16 protein-coding genes, 1 tRNA gene, 2 CRISPR repeat arrays and 1 riboswitch are annotated in these 26112 nt (G+C 63.3%); of the genes, 11 read left to right on the top strand and 6 right to left on the bottom strand.

Annotated features, from left to right (window positions below; all coding sequences use genetic code 11):
• Positions 1 to 104: 104 nt before the first annotated feature.
• The gene (locus ABC977_RS01305; protein WP_369665414.1) at positions 105 to 902 is read right to left on the bottom strand and encodes a phosphodiester glycosidase family protein; all 798 of its coding nucleotides are present in this window, start codon (positions 900 to 902) and stop codon (positions 105 to 107) included.
• Between the two features lie 150 nt (positions 903 to 1052).
• On the opposite strand from ABC977_RS01305, the gene parC reads away from it, so the two are divergent.
• Positions 1053 to 3308: a DNA topoisomerase IV subunit A gene (parC, locus tag ABC977_RS01310; RefSeq protein ID WP_369665415.1), complete on the top strand. Its 2256-nt coding sequence runs from the start codon at positions 1053 to 1055 to the stop codon at positions 3306 to 3308.
• A 223-nt stretch (positions 3309 to 3531) separates the two neighbouring features.
• Positions 3532 to 4059 carry a phosphatase PAP2 family protein gene (locus ABC977_RS01315; protein ID WP_369665416.1) on the top strand — a complete coding sequence of 176 codons (528 nt, stop codon included), beginning with the start codon at positions 3532 to 3534 and terminating at the stop codon, positions 4057 to 4059.
• Between the two features lie 124 nt (positions 4060 to 4183).
• Here the strand turns inward: ABC977_RS01315 and btuB are convergent, their stop codons facing one another.
• The 4 genes from btuB to ABC977_RS01335 form a co-directional block, all read right to left on the bottom strand.
• The gene (gene btuB / locus ABC977_RS01320; RefSeq protein WP_369665417.1) at positions 4184 to 6034 is read right to left on the bottom strand and encodes a TonB-dependent vitamin B12 receptor; all 1851 of its coding nucleotides are present in this window, start codon (positions 6032 to 6034) and stop codon (positions 4184 to 4186) included.
• Positions 6035 to 6154: 120 nt separating this feature from the next.
• Positions 6155 to 6383, bottom strand: a riboswitch (cobalamin riboswitch).
• 82 nt (positions 6384 to 6465) lie between these two features.
• Positions 6466 to 6819, bottom strand: coding sequence for a helix-turn-helix domain-containing protein (locus ABC977_RS01325; protein ID WP_369665418.1), 354 nt, complete (start codon positions 6817 to 6819; stop codon positions 6466 to 6468).
• 338 nt (positions 6820 to 7157) lie between these two features.
• Positions 7158 to 8717 carry a carotenoid oxygenase family protein gene (locus tag ABC977_RS01330; protein WP_369665419.1) on the bottom strand — a complete coding sequence of 520 codons (1560 nt, stop codon included), beginning with the start codon at positions 8715 to 8717 and terminating at the stop codon, positions 7158 to 7160.
• A 236-nt stretch (positions 8718 to 8953) separates the two neighbouring features.
• A complete protein-coding gene (locus ABC977_RS01335; protein ID WP_369665420.1) occupies positions 8954 to 9856 on the bottom strand; it encodes an EamA family transporter in 903 nt (300 codons plus the stop codon).
• 142 nt (positions 9857 to 9998) lie between these two features.
• On the opposite strand from ABC977_RS01335, the gene ABC977_RS01340 reads away from it, so the two are divergent.
• Positions 9999 to 10484, top strand: a complete 486-nt coding sequence (locus ABC977_RS01340) for a hydrogenase maturation protease (RefSeq protein ID WP_369665421.1) — start codon at positions 9999 to 10001, stop codon at positions 10482 to 10484.
• Positions 10485 to 10576: 92 nt separating this feature from the next.
• On the opposite strand, the gene arsS is transcribed toward ABC977_RS01340, so the two are convergent.
• Positions 10577 to 11539: an arsenosugar biosynthesis radical SAM (seleno)protein ArsS gene (arsS, locus tag ABC977_RS01345; protein WP_369665422.1), complete on the bottom strand. Its 963-nt coding sequence runs from the start codon at positions 11537 to 11539 to the stop codon at positions 10577 to 10579.
• A 159-nt stretch (positions 11540 to 11698) separates the two neighbouring features.
• Here arsS and ABC977_RS01350 point away from each other — a divergent pair.
• The 8 genes from ABC977_RS01350 (at position 11699) to ABC977_RS01385 (ending at position 23711) form a co-directional block, all read left to right on the top strand.
• Positions 11699 to 11774, top strand: a tRNA-Ala gene (locus ABC977_RS01350).
• A 382-nt stretch (positions 11775 to 12156) separates the two neighbouring features.
• Entirely contained in the window at positions 12157 to 13146 is a 990-nt protein-coding gene (cas1f, locus tag ABC977_RS01355) for a type I-F CRISPR-associated endonuclease Cas1f (protein ID WP_369665423.1), read from the top strand.
• Positions 13143 to 16547 carry a type I-F CRISPR-associated helicase Cas3f gene (gene cas3f, locus ABC977_RS01360; RefSeq protein WP_369665424.1) on the top strand — a complete coding sequence of 1135 codons (3405 nt, stop codon included), beginning with the start codon at positions 13143 to 13145 and terminating at the stop codon, positions 16545 to 16547. Before cas1f ends, cas3f begins: the two co-directional genes overlap by 4 nt.
• Positions 16548 to 16766: 219 nt before the next feature.
• Positions 16767 to 18047, top strand: a complete 1281-nt coding sequence (gene csy1, locus ABC977_RS01365) for a type I-F CRISPR-associated protein Csy1 (RefSeq protein ID WP_369665425.1) — start codon at positions 16767 to 16769, stop codon at positions 18045 to 18047.
• Positions 18040 to 19068, top strand: a complete 1029-nt coding sequence (gene csy2 / locus ABC977_RS01370; RefSeq protein ID WP_369665426.1) for a type I-F CRISPR-associated protein Csy2 — start codon at positions 18040 to 18042, stop codon at positions 19066 to 19068. The genes csy1 and csy2 overlap by 8 nt, the downstream gene beginning before the upstream one ends.
• 23 nt (positions 19069 to 19091) lie before the next feature.
• Complete coding sequence (csy3, locus tag ABC977_RS01375; RefSeq protein ID WP_369665427.1) at positions 19092 to 20150, top strand: type I-F CRISPR-associated protein Csy3; 1059 nt, start codon at positions 19092 to 19094, stop codon at positions 20148 to 20150.
• 4 nt (positions 20151 to 20154) lie between these two features.
• Positions 20155 to 20721: a type I-F CRISPR-associated endoribonuclease Cas6/Csy4 gene (cas6f, locus tag ABC977_RS01380; RefSeq protein WP_369665428.1), complete on the top strand. Its 567-nt coding sequence runs from the start codon at positions 20155 to 20157 to the stop codon at positions 20719 to 20721.
• Positions 20722 to 20851: 130 nt separating this feature from the next.
• Positions 20852 to 22260: a CRISPR direct-repeat array (repeat unit 28 nt; unit sequence GTTCACTGCCGCATAGGCAGCTCAGAAA).
• A gap of 209 nt (positions 22261 to 22469) precedes the next feature.
• Positions 22470 to 23711, top strand: coding sequence for an IS4 family transposase (locus ABC977_RS01385; RefSeq protein WP_369665429.1), 1242 nt, complete (start codon positions 22470 to 22472; stop codon positions 23709 to 23711).
• A gap of 37 nt (positions 23712 to 23748) precedes the next feature.
• Positions 23749 to 25996: direct repeats of the CRISPR family, unit length 28 nt; unit sequence GTTCACTGCCGCATAGGCAGCTCAGAAA.
• The last annotated feature ends 116 nt before the right edge of the window (positions 25997 to 26112 follow it).

A 26112-nucleotide genomic window follows, 5' to 3' on the forward strand; every position in this document is an offset into this window, starting at 1 on the left:
ACAGCGGAGAAGGGTGCCATTAGACACCGAGGCGCCGGAGGGCTCAACCAGCCGACGCCTGACGCCATTCGCTTCCGCGGCGCTGGGAGTGCGTGCGGGCTCGACTAGCGCGGCCTGACGCCGAGCAGATTTCGCACTCGCCGGATCGGCGTGATGGTGACGGGGCTCTGGTCCGGACCCCGATCGAAGAAGAAGCCGGTCGAGGAACCGCCATCCAGATTCAGCGCGCGATCAACGGTCCAGTCCGTCAAGGCTCCCGGCGTTGCCAGCACGGCCGCGAGGTCGGCGAGGCTGATTGGAGTCGGAGTGGCGCCCAGGACCCAGTGTCCGCGCCAATCGGTCGCGACGAAGGTGCGCGGCCGCGGGTCCGACGCGGACAGCCCGCGGACGGCCTGGCCATGCTCGACGAGATAGGGGCCGCTCTGCAGCAGTGCGGTGATGCCGGGATGGTCGCGGAACTGGGCGCGCCGGACCAGATGGATCCCTCGTTGATCGCTGTAAATGACCCCGCTCAGCAGCCTGGATCTTTCGAAGCGGTGGATCCGTTGTCCCTCACTGATCATCAGTCCCAGGGGCTGCCGGTCCGCGTGGAAGAAACCGCCATTGACCCCGGCGACGCTACCGGCCGCTCGAAAGGCCTCGCTCAGTCCCGGTAGCGCCGGGCGAGAGTCGGCATCCAGGTCGATGACCTCGAGGCGAAACGCACGTGACGTGAAGAAGGCCAGATGCACCGTGACCTGTTTGCCATCGTTGGCGTGCATCGCGGTGCGCTGCGCGTACGTGAGCTCAGGCGAGATCGCGAAGCGATCGATCTCGGCCGCGGCCTTCCAGTCGCCTGTCACGTTACCCGTCACGGTGGCCAGGGCGACGACGACAAGAGCATAAAATAGCGTGCGGATCATCGGTCGGCTTTGCCTGTGGTGTACGATTCCCCAGTGTGGACGGCGGTGTCCCGGTTCGTCCTCGTTGAGCCGCCGCTTCGCCGGGACATGGTGACACCTCGGCGCGCCGACGGAAAGGCTGAGTAACGACCCTCTGACCCTGGACAGGATATGACGCACAGTCAGCAATACAATCACGAGGGCGTCGAACGGATGCCGCTCGTGGCCTTCAGCGAAAAGGCCTATCTCGACTATTCGATGTACGTGATCCTCGACCGGGCCTTGCCCCACGTCGGAGATGGTCTCAAGCCGGTGCAGCGGCGCATACTCTATGCGATGTCGGAGCTGGGGCTCAGCGCGGCGGCCAAGTTCAAGAAGTCGGCACGCACGGTCGGCGATGTCCTGGGTAAATTCCATCCGCATGGTGATAGCGCCTGTTACGAGGCCATGGTCCTGATGGCCCAGTCTTTCAGCTATCGCTACCCATTGATCGATGGCCAGGGCAACTGGGGTTCGCCGGACGACCCGAAATCCTTTGCCGCGATGCGTTACACGGAGGCGCGGATGACGCCTTATGCCGGGGTGCTGCTCGCCGAGGTCGATCAGGGCACCGTCGATTGGCAGCCGAATTTCGATGGCACCCTCGAGGAACCCGTGCTGCTGCCCGCGCGGCTCCCCAACCTGTTGCTCAATGGCGCCACCGGGATCGCCGTCGGCATGGCGACCGATATCCCGTCCCACAACCTGCGCGAGGTGGCGCGCGCCTGTATTCATCTGCTCGAACACCCGGATGCGAAGATCGCCGATCTGTGCGCTCTGATCCCGGGACCGGATTTCCCAACGGCCGGCGAGATCGTCACCGGCCCGGACGAGCTGCGCCGCATCTACGAAACCGGCGGTGGGTCGGTGCGCCAGCGCGCGTGCTATGAGCTCGAACAGGGTGATATCGTGATCACGGCCCTGCCGTATCAGGTCTCCGGCAATCGCATCATGGAACAGATCGCCGCGCAGATGGTGGCCAAGAAGCTGCCGATGATCGAGGACTTGCGCGACGAATCCGATCACGAAAACCCGACCCGACTGGTCATGGTACCGCGCTCGAATCGAGTCGATGTCGAGCGCCTTATGTCGCACCTCTTCGCGACGACCGACCTGGAGCGCAGCTATCGGGTCAACCTCAACCTGATCGGCCTCGACGGTCGGCCGCGCGTGATGAATCTCAGGGAGATCCTGAGCGAATGGCTCACGTTTCGTCAGCTTACGGTCCGGCGCCGCTTACAGCACCGTTTGGATCAGGTCCTCGCCCGCCTGCACCTGGTCGCGGGTTTGCTGATCGCGCTGCTCAACCTCGATGAAGTGATTCGCATCATTCGCACCGAGGACGAGCCCAAGCCGGTGCTGATGGACCGCTTCGGGCTGACGGACCTCCAGGCCGACTACGTGCTCAACACGCGGTTGCGCCAGCTCGCGCGCCTCGAGGAGCTCAGGATCCGCGCCGAACAGGACGACCTGGCCGCCGAGCGCGACCGATTACAGCAACTCCTCGGGTCCGCCGCGGCCTTGAATCGATTGATCCGCCATGAGATCGCCGCAGATGCCGAACGCTTCGGAGACGCCCGCCGTGCCCCGCTCGTGCTCCGTCCCGCGGCGGCGGCGATCGATGACAATGAGCTCGCGCCGGCCGAGCCGCTCACCGTCGTGCTGTCCGAGAAGGGTTGGGTACGCGCCGCGAAAGGTCATGACATCGATCCGGCCGGGCTCGGTTACCGGGGCGGGGATCGGTTTCTCGGCGCGGCCCGGGTCCGCAGCAGCCAGCCCGTCGTCTTCTTCGACTCCACCGGGCGCAGCTATTCGCTGGCGGCGCATACGTTGCCCTCCGCGCGCGGTCAGGGCGAGCCGCTGACGGGTCGGCTCGATCCCCCGGCCGGCGCCCATTTCGTCGCGGTGCTTGGCGACGAGCCGCAGCGCCGTTTCGTCATGGCCTCCGATGCGGGCTATGGCTTCCTCGCGCCGCTCGAGGCGCTGTATGCCAAACCGAAGGCCGGCAAGGCGGTGCTGACCTTGCCGCCGGGCGCCCGGGTCTTGCCGCCAGCCGCGGTGGCGGATCCAACCACCGACCAAGTAGCGGTCGCCACCAACGCGGGCCACCTGTTGGTCTTTGCGATCAGCGACCTGCCGGAGCTGTCACGCGGTAAGGGTAACAAGCTGATCGCGATTCCGGCCGCCCGACTCGCGGCGCGCGAGGAGTTCGTCGTGGCGGTTGCGGTACTGTCCGCGTGCGCCAGCCTGGTGATCCACTCGGGCAAACGGAGTTTTACGTTGAAACCAACCGATATCGCGCACTATCGGGGTGAGCGCGGACGGCGGGGAAGGCTGCTGCCGCGGGGTTTCCAGCGGGTCGATGGGCTGGCCGTCGGTGGGAGCTGATCGCGGCCACGGGTCTGGCGACTTCGGCGTGTCATAGGCGTAGGAACGAGCGTGCTGCGATATTGAGGAGTGGTCGAGACTGGTGTAACCTCGCACCCAAGGGCGCCGGTGCGATTACGCGATGATGGGTCTTCGATTTGGAGCTGGGATAAGGAGGTTGCCGGAACAGGGAGTCGCCGATCAACACCTCTCGTGGTCATCCATAGCGGGCGCGAGGAACGTTATGAGATTGTGGCTACAGCAACTGAATGAACTGGAAGTCCCGTTTTGCCGCGCCTGGTCCTGCTCGATCGAGCGGCGCTGGGTGCACCGCCCGTTTGCGGTGGTCAGTCGCCTTGGCGACGGCGTCTTCTGGTATGGCCTGATCGCCGTGCTGATCCTGATCAAGGGTCGTGAGGGACTCGCGGTCGGGTTGCACATGCTGGCCACCAGCTTTGTCGCCTTGGTGCTCTACAAGTCGCTGAAACACGCGACACGCCGCGAGCGGCCTTGCCATTACGCGGTCGGCATCGTTCAGGGCGCGCCACTTCTCGATCGGTACAGCTTTCCATCGGGCCATACGTTGCAGGCGGTCGTGTTCACGACGGTCGCCGTGTTCTATTACCCCGGCCTCGCGCTGATCCTGGTTCCGTTCACCTTGCTGGTGGCCAGTTCGCGCATCGTCCTCGGTTTGCATTATCCGAGTGATGTGCTCGTGGCCAGCATTCTCGGGCTGACGCTGGGCTACACGAGCATCGTGGTGCTGCGCTGAAACCATCGCATCTGCCGATCGACGGGCGGGCGCAGGCACCATAGCCCTGCACCCGCCGCCGACGGTCAGCAGACCGGGCCATTCGACCCGGCCCGGGAATGCGCCGCGTGCACCCGCATCCGCGTCACGGGCCGTAGCGCAATGTGACGAACAGGCTCCGACCCGGTTGCCGGTACCAGGCCGTCGTCTCATAGTCTTCGTCGAATAGATTCTCGAGGCGTCCCTGCAGTGCGAGCGACGGGGTGAATCGGTACTCGGCGCGCACATCGACCAAGGTGTAAGGGTCCAGCTTGACGGTATTGGCCAAGTCGTCGAAACGGCGACCGGCGAAGAACAGCGACCCGCCCACCTGCCACCGTCCGACGCGGCGATCGAGGTCCAACGCGATGCTCTGTTCCGGCCGCCGGGGCAGTAGGTTTCCGTTGTTCGGGCTGGCTCCGCGGTTTCGGGCATCGAGCAGCGTCAGGTTCGCATTCAGATTCCAATCGTACACGCGTGTGGTGAGCAGTCCTTCGAGCCCGCGCAGGCGCGCACGGTCGATGTTCGCCGGAGCCCAGAGCAGGGCATCGTAGGCGATCAGGTCGTCGACATCGGTCTGATAGAGGTTGATGGCCCACTGCGTTGCCCGGTGGTCCCCGGACAGGCCGATCTCGAGGCTGCGGGATGTCTCGGGCTCGAGGTTCGGGTTGCCGAAGCCGGGGAAATAGAGCTCGTTGAAGGTCGGGGCCTTGAAGGCGGTGCCATAGGATGCCGCGAAACGCAGGCCGGCCGGCAACCTGTAGCCCCAGGCCAGGCTGCCGGTCGTTTCGCCGCCGAACTGCTGGTTTTCGTCGTGGCGGAGGCTGATCTGGGCGTTGCTGGCACCGAATTGCCCCAAGTATTCGGCGAACACCCCGGTGTTGTCGCGGCTGTTTCGCGCGTAGGCGAGGGAACTGCCGACCTGGTCCTGTAGATAATCGACCCCGAGCACCGTCTGATGTCCGTCAGCGATCGCGATGTCGTGCTGCCACGCCAGGCTATCGCGTTGCGTCCGATAGCGGCTCGAGAACTGGTCCTCGAAGAAGATCCGGGATTCATCCCAAGCCCGCCCGGCCGACAGCGTCATCGTCCAACGCGCCACGGGTGTCAAAGCGATGCGTCCGCCGAGGACTTGTTGGCGATCCTTCGACTCGTCGCCGGCGAACAGGGATCCGTCGTACTCGTTCAGGCTGTCGGTTTGCAGCCATTGGACATCGAACCAGCCGAGCTCGCCGAAACGGTAACCGGCGCGGGCATTGACCGCGGCATTGCGATAGCCGTCGCGGTCGGGGTCGTCGGCGCCGCAGCCGGCAAAGGGTGTCTCGCGCCCGCGGCAGGCATCGAAACCCTTGGTGTCCTCGAGACTGACGCCCAGATCGAACCACGCATCCTGCCCGCCGCCTGATAAACCACCCGAGATGCTCGCAGTATCGTATGAGCCGGCGCCGATGCTGAATCTCGGCGTCAGGGGTCCACCGCCTTCGCGGGTACCGCCTTCGCGGGTGAAGATCTGGATGACCCCGCCGATGGCTTCCGAACCATAGAGGCTCGAGCGTGGACCACGCACGACCTCGATGCGGTCGATGAACTCGATCGGGATCTGCTCGAAGGCCGTCGTGCCCAGCGTGGCCGAGCCGACCTTGATGCCATCGATCAGCACCAGGATCTGATCGGATTCGCTGCCGCGGATGAAGACCGAGGTGGTCTTGCCCCGGCCCCCGTTGTTGGCCAGCGCGAGCCCGGGAACCCCGCGCAACGCATCGGGCAGGGAACGAATCTGGCGGCGCTCGAGGTCCGAGCGGGTGATGACCGTGACCGACGCCAGGGTCGCCTCGGCGGTCTGCGCCGTGCGCGTCGCGGTCACGATGATCGGATCCATCTCGGTGGCGGCCTGGGCCACGACGAGGGCCGGGATGACAACGAGCAGCCCGACGGCTGAAGGAAGGGTTGGATGCATTAGGATCTCCTCTGACCGTGCACACCCGCACGGCGGTTGCGGGCGGTCCGCGGAGGAGAAGCCTGACGCAGCGGGGACGGAGGATGACCGGACGCAGCGCCGGCCATTGCCCACCGCAGGACCGAGACAGCGCGACAGGCCGGTCTCCGGGCTTGCGGGGTGGAAAGCCGTAGCCTTCCCGGGACGGCGCCTTCCCATGTCGTATGGACACAGTGGCTCGAATGCCGTCCCTCATGACCCGCCTACCGTTGCGGGGGCAGCGCCGGCCTTGCGCAGCCATCGGGCTGCGCGCACCGGCTTCCCGTTCAACCCGACAAAAGGTCGGGGTACCTGTGGCGACGCCGGGCAGCCTAGCGGGAAGTCAGAGGCCCGTCAAATCGACATTCCGTGTCACGTCAGGGGCGATGGACGCTGATCCGGGCGCTTACTCGCTACGGGCGTTTCGGCGCGGTCAGTTCCGTGGCGGTTTTCAGCAGTGCCTTGCGGCCGCGGGCATCGGTCTGACGAAAACGAGCGAGCAGCGTCTGTTCCTGCTCGTCGAGAAAGGCTTCGTCGTCGAGGCACAGCAGGTAGGCCGCCGAGACGGTGCCGAGCGCCGCCGACAGGGCCTGCGCTTGCTCGAGACCCATGCGTCGGATGCCTTGCTCGTAATTGCTGATCCTGGATTTCGAGAGGCTTCCGGCGGTCCGCTCGGATAGCTGCATCAGCGAAAGCCCCTGGGCATGGCGCGCGGCGCGCAAGCGTTGACCGATACGCTGAGTCAGACCCTGTTCGGTGTTGGGCATAAATGCTGCCTCCCGCGAGTATCGTCTGGTGGCGTTGGCGGAATCGATCCCAAACCTCGACTCGCCCGAGTGCCGTGTCAAGACAACGAGGCTCCATCGCGCCAACATCGGCATAGAGCGGACGCCCGGTCGGGCGAGACCTGGAGGCCGAGATCGGCAAAGTCACGCCGGCATCCTCGTCGCCGACCGCTGAACACGAAACCGAGCGATGGGGCAAGAGTACAGCGGCGCCTGAAAGCTGTCTACAAGCGGCGTGTTCGGTGCCGGCTCCGCTCCCATCGATGATTTGTCGGCTAAGCCCTTGGTCTATCGATATACAAGGCGTGCGACCGAGCCGCCTACGGGAGGGCGGCAGCGAGGCGTCCGTGCATCGATGCCGGCGGCCTTTCGTCAACACTCTGTCCCTGGTGACCCCAGGTTTCGTCATGGCCGATCGGGAACGAGCTGCCTGATCGCCGCGCGACCCAACAGCCGTGAAGGCCAGGTGGCACCGCATGGGGTAACCTGGCGGTGGCGACCGTGTGCAGATCCTCGGCGTCCAGAATCAGGAGTTCGGAGACGTCCTCGGTGGATCGGTAGACCAGCGTAAGGATCCAGCGCTCGCGCCCATCGTCGCCGGTGACGACGATCGGTTCGCCCGGGAGATCCCATCCGAAATCGCGGACGACGCGAGTGCCGGTGTCGGTATCGAGACGTTGCAGCGACGTCAAGACCGGGAGCGCCCTGTCGATGGGGGCGGTAAGGCTATAGATGAGCCGTCGGGGCTTGCCGAACGGGCTCGGTGCCACCCGCGGCAACTCGGCTTGGCCAGAACCGAGAGACCGACAGGTGACGGAGCCGCGCCGCGGATCGATGATCAAACGCTCCAGTCGCGGGAGGCTGCCGGGATCGGTATCCTCCAAGAAGCTCTGGACATCGGACAGCGGCGGATAGCGGCCATACCGGACCACATCGATGATGAGCGAGCCGTCATCGCCATCGAAGGACTGGGCGACATGAAACACGAAGCCCGGCTTGGTCGGGAAGATCCGAGGTGGCCCGCCATCGCGCGGCAACAGGAGGAGGCGCATCGGCCGGTCCGTGTTCAGTCGCAGCGCTGCGGCCGGTGGCGTGAGCCCGAGCAGCGCTGGCAGCGCCTCGAAATGAACCTGCGGGAGCAGAAAGGCGATCCATTCGCGGGTCACGGCGAGGTCGTGGACGAAACTGAGTCGCTCGAGCGTCACGACGCGAGGCGGCGCCATCTGACCCTGGCCGTCGACATCATAGATCAGCAGACGGCTGGGATAACCGAACATCAGCCCAAAGGCGACCATGGCGCCGGTCTCGGGGTCGATCTTCGGGTGGGCGGTGAAGGGCATCAGTGGCGACAGTAGGCGTTCGAGCGGCGAGAAGGGGGTGCGCAACCGCCCGCCGAAGTCTTCGGTCCCCAGAGTTTCCAACGTTACCGGGTCGAGTCGATGAGGTGGGCCCCCCTCCCATAGCGCCAGCAGACGACCACCCTGCCAGATCACATTGGTGTTGGCGGCATTCTTGAATCGCGCGCGCAGGAAATTCGGCGCTAGGCCGCCTGGCCGGTTGCCGCCGAAGGCGCGGTACAGGATCTGGCCGCTGCTCTCCTCGGCCCGAAACTCCGCCGTCCGCACGAAGCGGTTGCTATACCGGGCGGCCCCATCGCGCAGTGCGAGACGAACCAGATGACCGTCGCCATCGAACCAGTGGCCGTACCTGTGACCACCGCGTTCGAAGCGACCGGGACCGTTGCGGTACAGCACACCTTCGAGTTCGATCGGTACCTGGCCGTCCACCGCGAGCGGTCGATTGGTGTGTTCCTCGGTCACGGTGCGAAACGCCGCGTCGAGCGTGTGGCGCATGCGTAGTCGGTCGAAATCTGGCAGCATCGATACTTCCGGGCAGCAGGTGGTGCTTGACCGCGTCGGCGAATGGCCGCGGATCATCGTTCGAACTACGGGTCCTGGCCGGTCGCGTGATGCGCGGTGCCAACCTTTGCGGCTCGTGACACCCGCTGTCGGATGTCACGCAGCCTTCGACCTTAACCCACCCGCGCTGCCAAGGAAACGCTGGAGAAATCAGCGTTTCTCCGCTGGCACCCGTTCCCGACCCCGGGCCTCGGGGGTCAGTCCAGCGTCAATGCGAGCACGCCGAACAGCATCACCAGGCAAGCGAGCAGCTTGCCGACGAGGTGCCCCTCGCGGAAGAAGAAGCCGCCGAGCAGGACCGCGAACAGCCCGGCGGTTCGCTTGACGGCCATTGCATAAGACGCGAGGGTCAAACTGAGCGCGATCTGATCGGCGATACGCATCAATGCGAACAGCAACCCGAGCAATAGCAGCGGCCCGGCGACCTGGCGGACCGATGGCGACACGAGTTCGCGATAGAATCCCGGCTCGCGAACGCTGAACAAGATGAACAGGATCAACGGATTGACGACTGCGACCATGACCGCAAAAGACAAGGGGTCGCTCAACTGGATGCCGATACGCCCGAGCGTGCTCGCCGCGGCAAAGCACGCCGACGCGATCAGCGCATACCGGCTGCCGGGGTTGGTGATCAAGTGTTGCAGCGGTCGATACCAGCGATCCAGTCCTTGACCGGCGCTCAGCCAGTAGCTGCCGACCATCAACAGGGCGATTCCAAGAAAGCCCAGGGCACCCGGTAGGCTACCAATCAATAGCCACTCGAGCAGGATCACGAAACCGGGGGTCGAGGTCATGATCGGGCCGACCAGCGACACCTCGCTTTCGTGGATCGCGTAGTTCAGCGCCCAACCGCCCAACCCCGAGGCCAGTCCGCCGAGCAGGACCGCCATCAAGTACTCGGGGCTGGACAGCGGGAAGTCGTGATACCACAGAATCAGTGGCAGGGTCACCGCGAGGCTGGCAAGATTGACGTAGATGGTCAGGACGGGCACCGGCAAGGTCAGGCTCAACCATTTCGTGGCGGCCATCCGCGACGCGTGGAAAAAGGCTGACAGCAGCGCGAAAACGACCCACAGGTGGGCGTAAGGGGCAAAATCCATTGTTCGTCGTTCGTGTCGATGCAATGCACGGCACCTGGCCGGCGACTCTGGGAAGGGGCACGCCGCCGGCTGTCGGCGCGATGATCGGCCGGCGAGGATTGCCGGCGGTCCGGTTCAACGATTCAATGGGGGAGGCCCCGAGTTGCCGACTTCGACCCTGATCCTCGGGCTTGGCAATATCCTGCTGTCGGATGAAGCCGTCGGCGCGGTCGTTGCGCGCCGCGTGCAGGAGCGCTGGCCGAATCGGCCAGGCTTTCACTACCTCGATGGCGGCACCCTGAGCTTTACGCTGGCCGAACCCATTGCATTGGCGGCGCGGCTGATCGTCGTCGACGCGGCGCGGATGGACTGTACCCCGGGGACCGTTCAGATCTTCGAGGGCGCCGCGATGGATCACCGGTTGCGCTACCATGGCCGCAGCGTGCATGAAATCAGTTTGGCCGATCTGCTGGATATGGCCCGGCTCACCGATACCTTGCCGATGCGCCGGGCACTGGTTGCCATTGAGCCGGCGCGGATCGATTGGGGCGACAGCCTCAGCCCAGCCGTTGCTGCGGCTGTCGAGGTCGCCGCGGCCCGCATCGACGAGCTGATCGCTGGCTGGGGCCAGGACGACGAGCCAAGTTGAGGCGCCTGTCAGGAAGGCCGTTGGCGATCGGTCGCTCCGGCCGAAGGCGCCGTCGAACGGCGCGTTGGCGCAGGCGTTCTGGTGCGGGTTCGTCAATGCAAGGCGCCGCCACAGCTGCTACCTTGGCCCGCGGTGCAACCGTAACAGTGTTCACCGACCCGGATGGGCCGCCCGGTCAGCGCCGCCGCGCTCAGGTCCCGGATGTGCCAGCGCTCCGACGCCGGGGTTTCCAGAGGCAGGTCGAGCATCTGGTTGAAATCGCAATCGTAAAGATACCCGCGCCAGTCGATGCTGACCAGATCCCGGCACATGACCGCGGCGAGGTTCTCGGCGCGATGGGCCGTCTTGAGCAGATCCAGGTACTCGCCGAAGCGTCCGGTTGATTGCAGCAGGCTGCCGAAACGCTTGATCGGCATGTTCGCAAGCGTCAGGAGCCGATCGAAGCGGATCCCGTAACGGCTCGCCAGTTCCCGTTTGTAGTCGGCCTCGAGCGCGCATTGGGGTGGCGGCAGATCCGGCCCCCGCGGGTTGTAGACCAGGTCGAGCTCGAGACCGCTGACGCCATCGCCGTAGCCGAGCGCGTTCAAACGGCGCAAGCCGCGAAGACTGGCCTCGAAGACCCCTCGTCCGCGTTGGGCATCGACGTTATCCTCGAGATAACAGGGCAGCGAGGCCACGACCTCGACCCCCTGGTCGGCGAGGAAGGCCGCGAGCTCCTCCTGGCCCGGTTCCTCGAGGATCGTCAGATTGCAGCGGTCCATCACGGACACGCCTCGCGCGCGCGCGCCGCGGACCAGGTCGCGGAAGCCCGGATTCAGCTCTGGCGCACCGCCGGTGATGTCGAGCGTGGCGACCGGCTCGCGATCGAGGAAGGCCAGGACCTCGGCGATCGTCTCGGCCTCCATCTGCTCGGCCCGATTCGGACCCGCGTCGACGTGGCAATGCTGGCAGGATTGGTTGCAGCGATAACCGAGATTCACCTGGACCGTCAGCAAGTTGCGCCGTTGGATCAGGGGGAAATCGGTCGGCCAGAGGAGGGGGCGGGAGTCGAGCACAGGGGTACCTCGAAGATGATGTGACGATCCGATCACGGAATACTTGTAGATCACCGTATCGGTGCTAGAATAGCGGTCCGCAAGGCAATGGACGGATCGGCGGTGGGCCTGGTCGACCCTAAGGGTACCGATCAGTCCGCGCCAATCCAAGATCAAAATGGGGCCGTAGCTCAGCTGGGAGAGCGTCGCGTTCGCAATGCGAAGGTCAGGGGTTCGATCCCCCTCGGCTCCACCAATTCAATCCCACCGTAACGCGATACGGCCGCTTCAACGAGGCTCGGGATTGCCTTTTCGCGCCTTTCCCGGATCTCTCACCGAGTTTAACCTCAGCGACCGCGGTCTTCTGCCGATCCCGCTGCTGTCTCTACCTTCGAAATCACCGGTAGCATTCCAGGCGCGAGTCTGCGGTTCTTCGCATTTCGAGATGTTCCACAAGGTCATCAGTACCGGTAACATCTGCCGCAGCCCCCTCGCCGAAGCCGTTGTTTCTCTGCTTAATCCGCGATCCACCGCCTTTTTTTCGTTACGGTCGGTCTTCCGCCAACGCCGATCGCCTCTCGGGAAAGGTCGTGCGCGTCCTGGATGGCGATACCGTCGAGGTGTGTTGGAGAATTGACATGGACGATTTGTCACCGTCTGATCTGAAGACCATCCTACATTCGAAACGGGCCAATCTCTACTACCTGGAACACTGTCGTGTACTGGTCAACGGTGGGCGCGTCGAGTACGTCACCGATGAGGGCAAACGTTCCCTATACTGGAATATCCCCATCGCCAATACGACTTGTGTGCTCCTCGGCACGGGCACGTCCGTCACGCAAGCGGCCATGCGCGAACTGGCGAAAGCGGGCGTCATGGTCGGCTTCTGTGGTGGTGGCGGGACCCCCCTCTTCAGCGGAACAGAGCGTGATACCGACATCGTCTGGTTCGCCCCGCAGAGCGAATATCGCCCGACCGAGTATCTACAAGCTTGGGTGCGTTTCTGGTTCGATGAAGGGCTGCGCCTCGAAGCGGCGAAGACCTTTCAGCATGCACGGCTTCAGCGCATCCAGGCACACTGGACAGCTAGGCGAGCGCTGACGGAGGCCGGTTTCGAACCGAACCATCCATTGCTCAATACCTTGGTCACCCAAGCGGCAGCCGACATCCAAGCCGCAGCGGACCATGCGGCGCTTCTCACGCAGGAAGCGCGGTTGACGAAGCAGCTCTACAAGCTTGCTGCGCAGGCGACCCGGTATGGCAATTTCGTCCGTAGCAAGCGTGGCCAAGGGACGGATGCCGCCAACCAGTTCCTGGACCACGGTAACTATTTGGCTTACGGCCTCGCTGCGACCGCTACCTGGGTGCTTGGTCTCCCCCACGGGCTGGCTATTTTGCACGGCAAGACCCGACGTGGTGGACTCGTCTTCGATGTCGCCGATCTCGTCAAGGATGCCGTGATTCTACCGCAAGCCTTCGTTTCGGCAGCTCGTGGCGATACCGATCAGGCGTTTCGGCAAGCCTGTATTGAGTCATTGACGCGCAGCGAGGCGCTGGATGCAATGATCGAGCAGCTCAAGCAGGTCGCGCTGCGACTCGGTGGATCGACGCAATCGTCCGCGTCATGAATATCCTGCTCATCTCGCAATGCGACAAGCGCGCGTTGACCGAAACCCGTCGCATCCTCGATCAGTTTGCCGAACGCCGCGGCGCACGGACGTGGCAAACACCCATCACGCGGGATGGCTTGGAGACCCTGCGCCGCCTCTTGCGCAAGTCTGCGCGCAAGAACACCGCGGTCGCCTGTCATTGGATTCGCGGACTCGACCATTCAGAGCTCCTTTGGATCGTCGGTGATCGCCGGCGCTTCAATCCACTTGGCGCAGTCCCGACCAATACGACACAGCGCTCGGTGCTGCGCCGAGACGACGAGAACGATTGGCACACTGGCGAGCTGATCCGTCAGCTGGCCGATCTGGCTGGGCTACTGCACGACCTTGGCAAGGCGATCCATGCCTTTCAGGCACGCCTGCGGGACCAACTCCAGGGCCGCAATCTGATCCGCCACGAATGGGTCTCCGTGCGCTTGCTCGAAGCCTTCGTCGGCGCGGACGACGATGCCGCGTGGCTCGCGCGTCTGGCGGCGCCGAGCGCGGCCGATGATGCGCGCTGGCTCGGTGCGCTGCGCCGGGATGGTCTCGACGGGTCACTGGATTCGCCGTTCGTGGCGCTCGCCAACGCACCCCTGGCACAGGCGCTGGCCTGGCTGATCCTGACCCATCATCGCCTTCCGGAGCTGCCGCCGAACGAACACTTCCAGGCCTCGGCACTGCGTGGACTGTTGACGCGAATCGAGCCGGCTTGGAACGAAACAGCGTTCTTGAACGCCGAGTGCAAGGCGCTCGAGGCGTATTGGCGCTTCCCCGAAGGCCTCCCGATCACCACACCCGCCTGGCGTCAACGCGCCAGTCGTCTCGCGCGCCGTCTCGGCCCCTTGGTGGTGGCGACAGGGTCGCTACCGACGACGGGCACGGTGCTCGACGAGCCCTTCGTGATGCACCTGGCGCGGCTGTGCCTGATGCTCGCGGATCATCACTACTCGAGCCTCGAAGGGGATCACCCCGAGCGTATCAGGATCCAGTCTGACTCACCGCTGCTCGCCAATACGCGTCGCGCGAGCAGCGAACCGAACCAGCGGCTCGATGAGCATCTGATCGGGGTTGCTCGACAGGCCTCCGAGATCGCCCACTTTCTGCCCCGTTTCGAGCGGCATCTGCCCAGGCTCGGTCAGCGCCGCGCCTTGAAACGGCGCGCCAAGGAGGCACGCTTCCGCTGGCAGGACAAGGCGGCCGATGCGGCAGCCGGCATGCGTGAGCGCACCCAGCAGCAGGGGGCCTTCATCGTCAACATGGCCTCGACCGGCTGCGGCAAGACTCTCGGCAATGCCCGCATCATGAATGCCCTCGCCGATCCCGTGCTCGGCATGCGCTGCGCCTTCGCACTGGGGTTGCGCACGCTGACGCTGCAAACCGGGCGAGCCTTCCGGGAGCTCCTCGGCGTGGATGAGGAGGCCCTTGCCGTCCGAGTCGGCGGCGCCGCGAGCCGGACCCTGTTCGAGCGCCAGGAGGCTGAGGCCGAGGTCAGCGGCTCGGCCTCGCGCCAATCCCTATTGGACGAGGAGGCGCATGTCGTCTACGAAGGCCAGCTCGACGCGCATCCCCTGTTGCGCCGGGCGCTGGTGGATGCCAACGTCAACAAGCTCTTGGTGGCGCCGCTGCTCGTCTGCACCATCGATCATCTGATGCCCGCGACTGACAGCCCGCGGGGCGGTCATCAAATCGCGCCGATGCTGCGCCTGATGAGCGGCGATCTGGTGCTCGATGAGCCGGACGATTTCGATCTCGACGACCTGCCCGCTCTCACCCGCTTAGTGCACTGGGCCGGGATGCTCGGGGCGCGCGTGCTCCTGTCATCCGCCACGCTGCCGCCGGCGCTGGTCCAGGGGCTATTCGAAGCCTATCGCAACGGCCGGCACCACTTCCAGCGTAATCGTGGTGCCGAGCCGGGTCGCTTCGAGTCACCGCCGGCGGTCTGCTGTGCCTGGTTCGATGAGTTCGAGCAGCAGGTAGAGGACTGCGCGGACGTGAATCGTTTCGTCGAGGCGCACGCACTGTTCGCTCAGCGCCGCGCTGGGCAGCTTGCGGCCTGCGCCGCACACGCTCGTCAGCGCGCCACGATCCGGCCGCTGCTGGAGATGCCGAACGCACGCCATTGGGAGCCGCTCGCCAAAGCCTTTGCGCCCCAGGTGCTCGATGCGGCGGCGCGCTTGCACGCCGTGCACCATAGCGTCGATCCGTCGAGCGGCAAGCGAGTCAGCTTCGGTCTGGTGCGCATGGCCAACATCGAGCCACTGATCGAGGTCGCGTTGGCGTTGTTCCAGCTCGGTCCGCCACCCGGCATGCGTGTACATCTATGCGTCTATCATGCCCGCCATCCGCTGTTGATCCGCTCCGCCATCGAGACCCAGCTCGACCGGACCTTGCGCCGCCATCAGCCTGAGGCGGTCTTCGTCCTGCCGGAGATGCGCCAGCGTCTCCATGCCACCGCCGAATCCGATCAGCTGTTCATCGTGCTCGGCTCGCCGGTGACCGAAGTCGGTCGGGATCATGATTTCGACTGGGCGCTGGTCGAGCCGTCCTCGATGCGTTCATTGATCCAGCTCGCCGGTCGGGTGCGCCGTCATCGCACCACGCCGGTCACCGACCCGAACATCCTTGTCTTCAGTCACAACCTGCGCCATTACCGCGATGCGGGGAAGGCGGCCTTTTGCCAACCAGGGTTCGAGCTGGACAGCGGCGAATTCCGCCTAGTCACCCACGATCTGCGTGAGCTACTCACGGCCGAGGAGATCGCGGTCGTCGACGCGCGCGCGCGGATCGTCGTACCGGACGTGTCCGCGCTGCGACCCGCGGAACGGCTCATCGATCTCGAACAGGCACGTTTGTACCATCGGATGCTGCCACGGCTCCAGAGCGCCAATGCTGGCGAGTCCTCGGGACGCCGCCAACGCGCGAGCGCCGCAGCGCCCGTCCCGGCACTCAACGCCAGTGCTTGGTGGCAGTTGCCACCGCGCGATGCGCTGCTGAGCGCACTGCTGCCCCGCCAGCAGCCGTTCCGCAAAGCCTCCGTTCCGCCGAATGTCACACTGGTGCTCTTGCCGGATGAGGACGGCGAGGAGGCGTACCTGTATCAAGTCATGGAGCACGCCCACCGTGGCGATCCCCCCTATGCGTTGCTGGATCGATCGATGTGCGTGCATGTCCCCGATGCCTGCGTGCGGGGTGAGCGGATCGAGCCCTGGGGCGTGACCGACTACGTGGAGGCCCTGTCCGCCCTCGCCTCAGCCTTGGATCTTCCTCTGGAGCATTGCGCGCGGCACTTTGGCACGTGTGCCGTGCGACCTAGCGAAAGCGGGTGGCGGTATCACCCGGCTCTCGGCTTCGCCGTGAATAGGTCTGGCGCGGGATGACACCCGCGCCACCCGATCGCTGCCTGTTCGGCAGTGGCTGGGCTCAGATTTAGCCAAGTCTCATTTTTCTGATTTCTGAGCTGCTTTCCAGCAGTTGGGCAAGTATGCGGCAGGATTCACGACCGTTTCCCAGCTAAATATCATTGGCTGATATTATGAGAAACCTGTCCTATCGTACGCACACAGCAACCATGCCGCCCGCACAATCCGGAGCATCATGTGTCCACACCACTCACCCACCGTCAAGCCCGGCTGCGCGCGCTCATCCAGACCTTTCTGAGCGAGCGACTGAAGACCAAGCTTGACAAGTTGCGCGATGATGATCCCAAACGCGCGTTACTGATCGCACAGTTTGAGTCCAGCACCTGGCTCGAGGAGGCCGCCCGTCGCGTCGCGCAGATCCAAGCGGTTACCCATTCCCTAAAGCCGATCCATCCCGACGCCAAGGGCACCAACCTCTACCACGACCCAGCCGCGTTGCCCGTGCTCGAGGACGTCGGCAGTCACGTCCTGGGCAGCGACGTTGCAATCGATGTCGTCGGCAATGCCGCAGTCCTTGATGTCTACAAGCTTCTCAAACTCGAGGATGCGGGGAGCACATTGCTCGAACTGTCACTCGCTCAAGACGCCGACCTCGCCGTCGCACTCAGCGATGCACCCGACATCGCGCAACGCTGGATGTCGGCCTTCGCCAGCCTCGTCCGACCGAGGGGGGGGCTCAGCAGCCATACCTTCGCCAAGCAACTCTATTGGCCTGTCGGCGATGATCCGCACGATGATGCCACCTACCACCTGCTCGCTCCACTCTATCCGACGTCGCTCGTACACCGCCTATACCAGGTGCTCCAAGACGATCGTTTTGGTGAGGAGGCCAAAGCGGCCCGTGAGGCACGCAAGGGCAAAGAGTGGCACGTCCGGCCAGTCCGCGAGTATTCCAACCTGGCGGTGCAGACACTGGGCGGATCGAAGCCGCAAAACATCAGCCAGCTCAATAGTGAGCGGCGCGGAGTGAACTACCTGCTGGCCTCGCTTCCCCCGGTCTGGCAGTCGCGTCCGATCCAGCCCCTGCTTGGCAGCAGGTCGCTGTTCGAGCGCTTTGGCTGGCGCCGCGAGGTCCGCTCCCTGACCGAACAGCTCAAGCGTTTCCTCGAAAGCGATCCACAGCGCAATCTGCGCACCCGTCAACATCGTGACCTTCTCGTCGATACCCTGATCGAGGAGCTGATCCAATTCACAGCCGAAATGCGCACGCTCGAGCCTGGATGGAGCGCCGAACCTACCTGCCTGCTTTCTCCGACGGAGCGCGCTTGGCTGGACCAAGACACGGCGCAGGCGCCATCCGCGGAGGTCATCGCCGCCGTGGCCGATGCCTTCGCGCGCTGGTTGAATAACCGCCTGCGTCAACCCCTGCCAGTGGGTGATCCCGAGTATCTGTACTGGCGCAAACTGGCCGGTGAGCAACTGTGCCAATACATCTGGGAGACCAGCAGTGATGCTTGAGAACAGCCGACCCCTGCACCGCGCCATCCTGGTTCTGCCCCATCTGCGGGTGCAGAACGCCAACGCGATCTCGAGCCCGCTGACCTGGGGCTTCCCGGCGATCACCGCCTTTACCGGCTTGATGACCGCGCTCGAACGCCGCTTGGGGTCGGGCTCCGGCATCGCCTTCTACGCCGTCGGCATCATCTGCCACGAGTTCGAAGCCCAGATCACCTCGGGGGGCTTTACCCGCGCCTTTCATCTTACCCGCAATCCCGTCCTGCACACTGGCGAGTCCGCGGCCATCGTTGAGGAAGGACGCGTGCACCTTGAGCTGACCCTCGTCTTCGACGTGGAGATCAGCGATGTGCATTTGGAGGAGACAAGCCGCTGTGCGCTCGCCGAGTGCATCGCGGGCGAGCTCGCCGGTATGCGCTTGGCCGGTGGCAGCCTCATGCCAGCGCTGCCCGGACACAGACACCGACCACGCGCCCCCGTGTTGGAGACCATCCCCGACGCGGACGATAGCCGCGCGCAAGCCAAGCAATTCCGCCGCCTCGCACGGCGCTGGCTACCGGGCTTCGCGCTGGTGTCACGGGATGATCTGATGCGGCAACGCCTATGCGAGCTGCGCGAGGAGTGCCCAGAGGCCACCGTCTTGGACGCCTGGCTCGATCTCTCGCGTTGGAACAGCCATGCCGTCGAGTCGCCCGAGGACAAACCTGGCGATCCCACCTCCAACGTGGTCTGGCACACCGACCCGCACCCAGGCTGGATCGTGCCGATGCCGGTCGGCTACGCGGCGCTCTGCGACCTGCAGCCGCCCGGCAGCGTGCGCGGCGCCCGCGATCAGACGACGCCCTTCCGTTTCGTCGAATCGATTTGGTCGATCGGCCAGTGGATCAGTCCGCATCGTCTTGAGCGTTTGGAGGATCTACTCTGGGAGCCGGAGCACGATCCCGAACACCCGACCGCATCGCGCCTCTACCGTTGCCGTAACCGCTATCAGCCGCCCATCGAACGGCCCGAGTCAGCACTCTGACCATCATCCATAGCTTCCATGTCATGACCGAGGAGCAAACCATGACCAGTAAAGACACAACTCTCAAGACAGCTTCCGTGCTCGCCTTCGAGCGCAAGCTCAATCCTTCTGATGCCCTCTTCTTCAGCGGTGACTGGCACCAGCGCGATGAGGCCAATGCCTGGGTACCGGTGGCGCTGCGCGAGAAATCGATTCGCGGCACGATCTCCAACCGGCTCAAGGCAAAGGATCAAGATCCCGGCAAGCTCGACGCCGCAATCGAGAGCCCGAACTTGCAGACCGTCGACGTGGCGACCTTGCCCGCCGATGCCGATACGCTCAAAGTCATCTTCAGTCTGCGTGTACTTGGTGGCACTGGCCGGCCGTCCGCCTGCAACAATGCCAACTATCAGGCGAAACTCTTGAGAACAGTCCAGGATTACGCCGAGACCCAGGGGTTTTCCGAGCTCGCCAGACGCTACGCCTACAATCTTGCCAATGGGCGGTTTCTCTGGCGCAACCGGATCGGCGCCGAGGAGATCGAGGTACGTATTCAGCACTTGGTGCAAGGCCGGGTGGCCACCGCCTGGAGCTTCCCGAGCCTGACGCTTTCACTCCGCGATTTCGAGGTCCCCGACGCACTCCAGGCGGACCTGCAGGCTGTCGCCGATCTGATCGCGGACGGGCTCGCGGGCACCACGCATGTCCTACTCCAAGTCACAGCCTTCGTGCGTGTCGGTGCCGGACAGGAGGTCTATCCCTCGCAAGAGCTGATCCTCGACAAGGGTAACAGCAAAAAAAGCAGAACCCTCTATGGCGTGAAGGGCATTGCTGGCATGCACTCGCAGAAACTCGGTAATGCACTGCGCACCATCGACACATGGCATCCCGTGGCCAGCGAGCTCGGGCCGATTGCCGTCGAACCCTACGGTTCAGTGACCACGCTCGGAAAGGCCTGCCGTCGACCAACAGAAAAGTGCGATTTCTACAACCTGCTGGATGGTTGGCTGCTCAAGGACAAGGTACCGTCGCTCGATGATCAGCATTTCGTGATCGCCACGCTGATCCGTGGCGGTGTTTTCGGTGATGCGGGAAAGGATTGACAGCATGAGCCACTACATCGATATCCACCTACGGCCCGATCCGGAGTTGCCGTCTCACCAACTGATGGATGCACTCTATGCCAAGCTCCACCGGGCTCTGGTCCAGCTTCAGCTCGCCCGCGTTGGCGTGAGTTTTCCTGGCTACCAAGAAACGCCCCCAGCGCTGGGAAAGACTCTGCGCCTCATCGGGCCAAAAGATACGCTGGAGCAGTTGATGGCTCACGCATGGCTTCAGGGCATGCGCGATCATGTGGACACAAGAGAAATCGCTTCCGTGCCCGACGATGCTACGCACCGGTGCTTGCGTCGAGTCCAGGCCAAAAGTAACCCCGAGCGCCTCCGGCGTAGGCAGATGCGCCGACATGCATTGAACGAGGAGCAAGCCCGCGTTCGGATACCAGACAGCACCGCTGAGGTGTTGCGGCTACCGTTCGTGACCATGAGAAGCACAAGCACTGGCCATACGTTCCCGCTCTTTCTGCAGCTGGGTCCGCCGTTACTCTCGGCAGAGCCGGACGGCGAGTTCAACTCTTATGGCTTGAGCAGCACAGCCACCATCCCCTGGTTTTGACCCTTTTTTTGGGCAATCTCCTATCTCATTGTTATAACGACACTTATGGAGATGCGCCGGCTTCAGGGCAAGAAAGCAGAGATTTCCAAAATAAGATCTTCAAGCAGTAACTTAGGTTGAGTTTGGCATAGTTCACTGCCGCATAGGCAGCTCAGAAATCGGAGATCGCGGCCGACACCATCGCCGATGAGTTCACTGCCGCATAGGCAGCTCAGAAAGTGGGAGATGGTGGACGACCGGACCGGCGAGCGTTCACTGCCGCATAGGCAGCTCAGAAAGCGAATAGCAAGCCGCCTTTGCGCACTGAGGTGTTCACTGCCGCATAGGCAGCTCAGAAACGCAAAAGCGGCACCCGCCCACTCACCGACAGGTTCACTGCCGCATAGGCAGCTCAGAAAACCACGGGTCGTCGTGGCGCAAAATCCTTCCAGTTCACTGCCGCATAGGCAGCTCAGAAAGGTACCCTTGGCGCTGCGCTCGGCGCTCAATTGTTCACTGCCGCATAGGCAGCTCAGAAAGCGAGCTCCTCGGCGTCGGCATCGCGGATGTCGTTCACTGCCGCATAGGCAGCTCAGAAAATGCGCGAAATCGGCGAGGTCCTGCTCTCATCGTTCACTGCCGCATAGGCAGCTCAGAAAATGCCGGAGTTGTCCTTCTTTCCGTGTGATATGTTCACTGCCGCATAGGCAGCTCAGAAATTGAACCAGTTCGGCGCGTCTACGCTCGGCGAGTTCACTGCCGCATAGGCAGCTCAGAAAAAGCCGCGCACGCTTGACATGTCCTTTCGTCAGTTCACTGCCGCATAGGCAGCTCAGAAACCTCGCAGATCGAGACGGACGACCAAGCGCCAGTTCACTGCCGCATAGGCAGCTCAGAAACTTACGATCGATCCCGAGCTTCTAAACGATATGTTCACTGCCGCATAGGCAGCTCAGAAATGGGGGATATCGAGGTTCTTGGTACTGTTGATGTTCACTGCCGCATAGGCAGCTCAGAAAATTCCGGAAGACCTTCGGTCTGATCCGCTTTCGTTCACTGCCGCATAGGCAGCTCAGAAAATCACGCTGGACACGCTGGAGCTGCCCTCGGGGTTCACTGCCGCATAGGCAGCTCAGAAACGCTCTACGACTGGCGAACGGAAGACATCTGGAGTTCACTGCCGCATAGGCAGCTCAGAAAGCGATAAGAGCACTGGGGCGATCAACCAAGGGGTTCACTGCCGCATAGGCAGCTCAGAAATGATGGGACAACACGCCCGACGAAAGCTCAGTGTTCACTGCCGCATAGGCAGCTCAGAAAAGTTGCCGCCGGCGATCGGGCACATATCAAGAGTTCACTGCCGCATAGGCAGCTCAGAAATCGACAGCGATATTGAGCATCGCAAGCTCGTCGTTCACTGCCGCATAGGCAGCTCAGAAAAAATCCGGCATCGGAGAAGCCGACATCAATACGTTCACTGCCGCATAGGCAGCTCAGAAAGTATTGATGCTGTAACTGAGCTTTCGTCCGGGGTTCACTGCCGCATAGGCAGCTCAGAAACGTCGAACAAGACCACCGCTAAGCCCAATGTCATTAAGTTAGCGTTTTTCGGCGATCAAGTTCATGAAAAGGTTATAATAACCGGCGATCTTCAACCACAACGGAGCAGCAGACAATGGTGATCAAGCCCAAGACGGCCGACTTCTCCCCGGCGGAAGCCGAACACACAATGGTGATTTTCTTCTATTTATAGGGCCATAAACGATACTTTGGCATCCCCGGACTTCGCGGACCGCCACCGGGTCGGCGAGACGGCGTTCACGCGCGAACGCAAACTGCCGCTGCCGCAACTGGTGAAATTCTTGTTGAACTTGCGCAAGGGCGCGAACCAGGATGAATTGGACCGCTTCTTCGAGGTCGTCTGCGATGAGCCGCTGGCCGAGAGCGTGTCGAAGTCCGCCCTCACGCAGGCGCGCGCCAAACTGCGCGCCGAGGCCTTCGCCGAACTCGGTCGGATCGTCGTGGACGAGGCCATGGGTGCGCTGCCGCTGCGCCGCTGGCATGGCTTTCGACTGCTGGCGGTGGACGGGTCGGTGTTTCTGTTGCCGAAGGCCCCGGCGATCGTGGCGGCCTTCGAGCAAACCGGGGAGGTGACCCCGCAGGGGCGGTTTTCGCGCCTCTACGATGTCCTCGATGGCTTGATCGTCGCGGCGGATATCGAGCCGCAGCGTGTCGGGGAGCGCGTCCTGGCCGGCGAGTATCTGCCCGCGACCCTGGCCGATGATCTGCTGCTCTACGATCGTGGCTACCCGGCCTTCTGGCTGTGTGCCGCTCACGCCGTGGAGCAACGCCACTTCTGCGCCCGCCTGCCACGGACCTTCTGCGCGGACGTCACCGCCTGCGTGGCCGGCCAGGCGCGCAGCGCGGTGATCACGCTCACCCCGGGCGAGGAGGCGCGCCGCCAATGCCAGGCCTTTGGCTTGCCGAGCGAGGCGCTGCGTCTGCGTCTGATCCGCGTGCGCCTCAAGGGCGGGGAGGAGGAGTTTCTGATCACCTCGCTGCTCGACGAGGAAACCTTCCCGGCCCCGCTGTTCAAGCGCTTGTACCACCTGCGCTGGGGTATCGAGGAGGGCTACAAGAGGGAAAAGTGCTTCGCCGAGATCGAGAATTTCTCCGGGCGCACGGTCCACGCGCTCCAGCAGGACGTCCTGGCCAAGGTGCTCACGCTCAACCTCACCGCCCTCCTGGTGTGGCTGGCGCAGTGGATGACCAAACGCCTGTATCAGGCGCGCCGACACCGCTATCAGGTCAACTTCGCCAATGCGCTGTCGAAGATGAAGGACAACGTCGTGCGCCTGCTCGCCTTGGACCCGCCGCCGCGACTCCTTGAACGGCTGCTCGGCGCCATGGCCGCGGAGGTGGAGGCGATCCGCCCGGATCGCTCCTTCCCGCGCGACATCAAGTCATCCAAGCCCAAGCGCTTCCAGCCCAACTACAAGCGATGCCGGTAGGGCTTAACTTAATGGCATTGCCGCTAAGCCTCCGTTAGTTCACTGCCGCATAGGCAGCTCAGAAAGTTTGGAAAATCCGGCGGGTCGGCCTCGGGGTGTTCACTGCCGCATAGGCAGCTCAGAAAGTGACGATGCGTTGGTTCGTGTTCGTTGTTCTGTTCACTGCCGCATAGGCAGCTCAGAAATATTATCAAGCGGGCGTGCTGATGTCGGCCTCGTTCACTGCCGCATAGGCAGCTCAGAAAGCCAGCGCGTCCGCGATCGCCGCGCGCAGCTCGTTCACTGCCGCATAGGCAGCTCAGAAAATCGCAAGATCCGCCTGGCCGTAGGGGTTGGCGTTCACTGCCGCATAGGCAGCTCAGAAAAGGACGCGCTGGACATGCAGAAGCGCCTGGCCGTTCACTGCCGCATAGGCAGCTCAGAAATCGCCAAGCCGGACCGGGTGATCGGTCGCAAAGTTCACTGCCGCATAGGCAGCTCAGAAACTGCGCGAGACTCAGGAGGCTGGGCGCCAGGGGTTCACTGCCGCATAGGCAGCTCAGAAATCGATGCACTGCTCACGGAGCGCCGTCACCGGGTTCACTGCCGCATAGGCAGCTCAGAAATGTTCGAGCCGGCGGGCCGGCCTGCGCCGTCAGTTCACTGCCGCATAGGCAGCTCAGAAAATCGACCGTGACGCTTTGCAGGGCCTGCGAGTGTTCACTGCCGCATAGGCAGCTCAGAAAACACCGAACGGCATGCTGAGCTCGTAGGTGATGTTCACTGCCGCATAGGCAGCTCAGAAATGGTACGAAAAACCGCGGATGGTCAGCGTGTCGTTCACTGCCGCATAGGCAGCTCAGAAAACGATGGCCTCGTGCACAGCCGTCATGCTCGTGTTCACTGCCGCATAGGCAGCTCAGAAAGGTGAGGCGCTGGCCTCGGTGCCGCGCCCGACGTTCACTGCCGCATAGGCAGCTCAGAAATGGAGGGTGTTGTTCAGGTCCGCTTTGCCCGCGTTCACTGCCGCATAGGCAGCTCAGAAAGTTTAGCGCCACCGGGTCCCCGCCAAGCACAAGTTCACTGCCGCATAGGCAGCTCAGAAAAAGAAGGGCCGAGATCGGCGTCGTAGGCTTGCGTTCACTGCCGCATAGGCAGCTCAGAAAGCAAGTTGTCGCCGTCGCGCGAGGTCATTTGGGTTCACTGCCGCATAGGCAGCTCAGAAAGCATAGTTGGTGACGCGGATGCGCATCTGCCCGTTCACTGCCGCATAGGCAGCTCAGAAAGCCAACCGACTCTTGCAACCGCCGCAGGGCCGGTTCACTGCCGCATAGGCAGCTCAGAAAACCTCGGCGTTCATGTTGAGCTGCACGGACACGTTCACTGCCGCATAGGCAGCTCAGAAAGCGCGGCAGCAATCAAAGCAGACGAATCAGACGTTCACTGCCGCATAGGCAGCTCAGAAAATGCAAATATGAGCCACCCCCGCCCAGTCCCAGTTCACTGCCGCATAGGCAGCTCAGAAAAGGCTGCGCTCCTGGAGCGCACCGCCGGAGTAGTTCACTGCCGCATAGGCAGCTCAGAAAAGGTAGGCCAACCGCGCCTCGTGGGTCGGCACGTTCACTGCCGCATAGGCAGCTCAGAAAAGTCAGGAGCGGCTGATTCTCGGCAACTGCCTGTTCACTGCCGCATAGGCAGCTCAGAAAAGGACGTACAAGGACTTGTTCCCCGAGGTCTAGTTCACTGCCGCATAGGCAGCTCAGAAAAGGCGCTGCGCGACCCGGTCCGGCTGATGCAAGTTCACTGCCGCATAGGCAGCTCAGAAATACAGCAGCGGTGTTGAGCGGCTGCGCATGACGTTCACTGCCGCATAGGCAGCTCAGAAATTGCGATATTGCGGCTCATATGCTGCCGATGTGTTCACTGCCGCATAGGCAGCTCAGAAATGGTCGTCGGCGTGCGGATCGATCACGACTGGGTTTACTGCCGCATAGGCAGCTCAGAAAGTGCGCGATGCCGGGATCCTTCGAGCCACTGCGTTCACTGCCGCATAGGCAGCTCAGAAACCGCGAAGATCGAGACGCACGACGAACCGCCAGTTCACTGCCGCATAGGCAGCTCAGAAATTTCGAAGCTCGCCGGTGCGCTCGTCCACCATGTTCACTGCCGCATAGGCAGCTCAGAAAGCCGGTGCGTCCTCGGCATGCGCCGCGGCCACGTTCACTGCCGCATAGGCAGCTCAGAAAAGGCGGTCATCGACGCCAAGCGCACCGGCCTCGTTCACTGCCGCATAGGCAGCTCAGAAGGCGCGCATCAGGAGGACAGGGCGCATGACCGAGTTCACTGGTAAGCGCTCAGCCTCCCCCTCCATCTGTTAGAACAGCCGACGAGCTGACAAACCTCGTCTCCTATGGCAAGATCG

The sequence above is a fragment of the Thioalkalicoccus limnaeus genome (assembly GCF_041197575.1).
Lineage (GTDB): Bacteria > Pseudomonadota > Gammaproteobacteria > Chromatiales > Chromatiaceae > Thioalkalicoccus > Thioalkalicoccus limnaeus.

Bases quoted from the DNA above. Each gene is read 5' to 3' on its own strand.
- ABC977_RS01305 (WP_369665414.1), bottom strand. From the start codon at position 902: ATGATCCGCACGCTATTTTATGCTCTTGTCGTCGTCGCCCTGGCCACC.
- parC (WP_369665415.1), top strand. From the start codon at position 1,053: ATGACGCACAGTCAGCAATACAATCACGAGGGCGTCGAACGGATGCCG.
- ABC977_RS01315 (WP_369665416.1), top strand. From the start codon at position 3,532: ATGAGATTGTGGCTACAGCAACTGAATGAACTGGAAGTCCCGTTTTGC.
- btuB (WP_369665417.1), bottom strand. From the start codon at position 6,034: ATGCATCCAACCCTTCCTTCAGCCGTCGGGCTGCTCGTTGTCATCCCG.
- ABC977_RS01325 (WP_369665418.1), bottom strand. From the start codon at position 6,819: ATGCCCAACACCGAACAGGGTCTGACTCAGCGTATCGGTCAACGCTTG.
- ABC977_RS01330 (WP_369665419.1), bottom strand. From the start codon at position 8,717: ATGCTGCCAGATTTCGACCGACTACGCATGCGCCACACGCTCGACGCG.
- ABC977_RS01335 (WP_369665420.1), bottom strand. From the start codon at position 9,856: ATGGATTTTGCCCCTTACGCCCACCTGTGGGTCGTTTTCGCGCTGCTG.
- cas1f (WP_369665423.1), top strand. From the start codon at position 12,157: ATGGACGATTTGTCACCGTCTGATCTGAAGACCATCCTACATTCGAAA.
- cas3f (WP_369665424.1), top strand. From the start codon at position 13,143: ATGAATATCCTGCTCATCTCGCAATGCGACAAGCGCGCGTTGACCGAA.
- csy2 (WP_369665426.1), top strand. From the start codon at position 18,040: ATGCTTGAGAACAGCCGACCCCTGCACCGCGCCATCCTGGTTCTGCCC.
- csy3 (WP_369665427.1), top strand. From the start codon at position 19,092: ATGACCGAGGAGCAAACCATGACCAGTAAAGACACAACTCTCAAGACA.
- cas6f (WP_369665428.1), top strand. From the start codon at position 20,155: ATGAGCCACTACATCGATATCCACCTACGGCCCGATCCGGAGTTGCCG.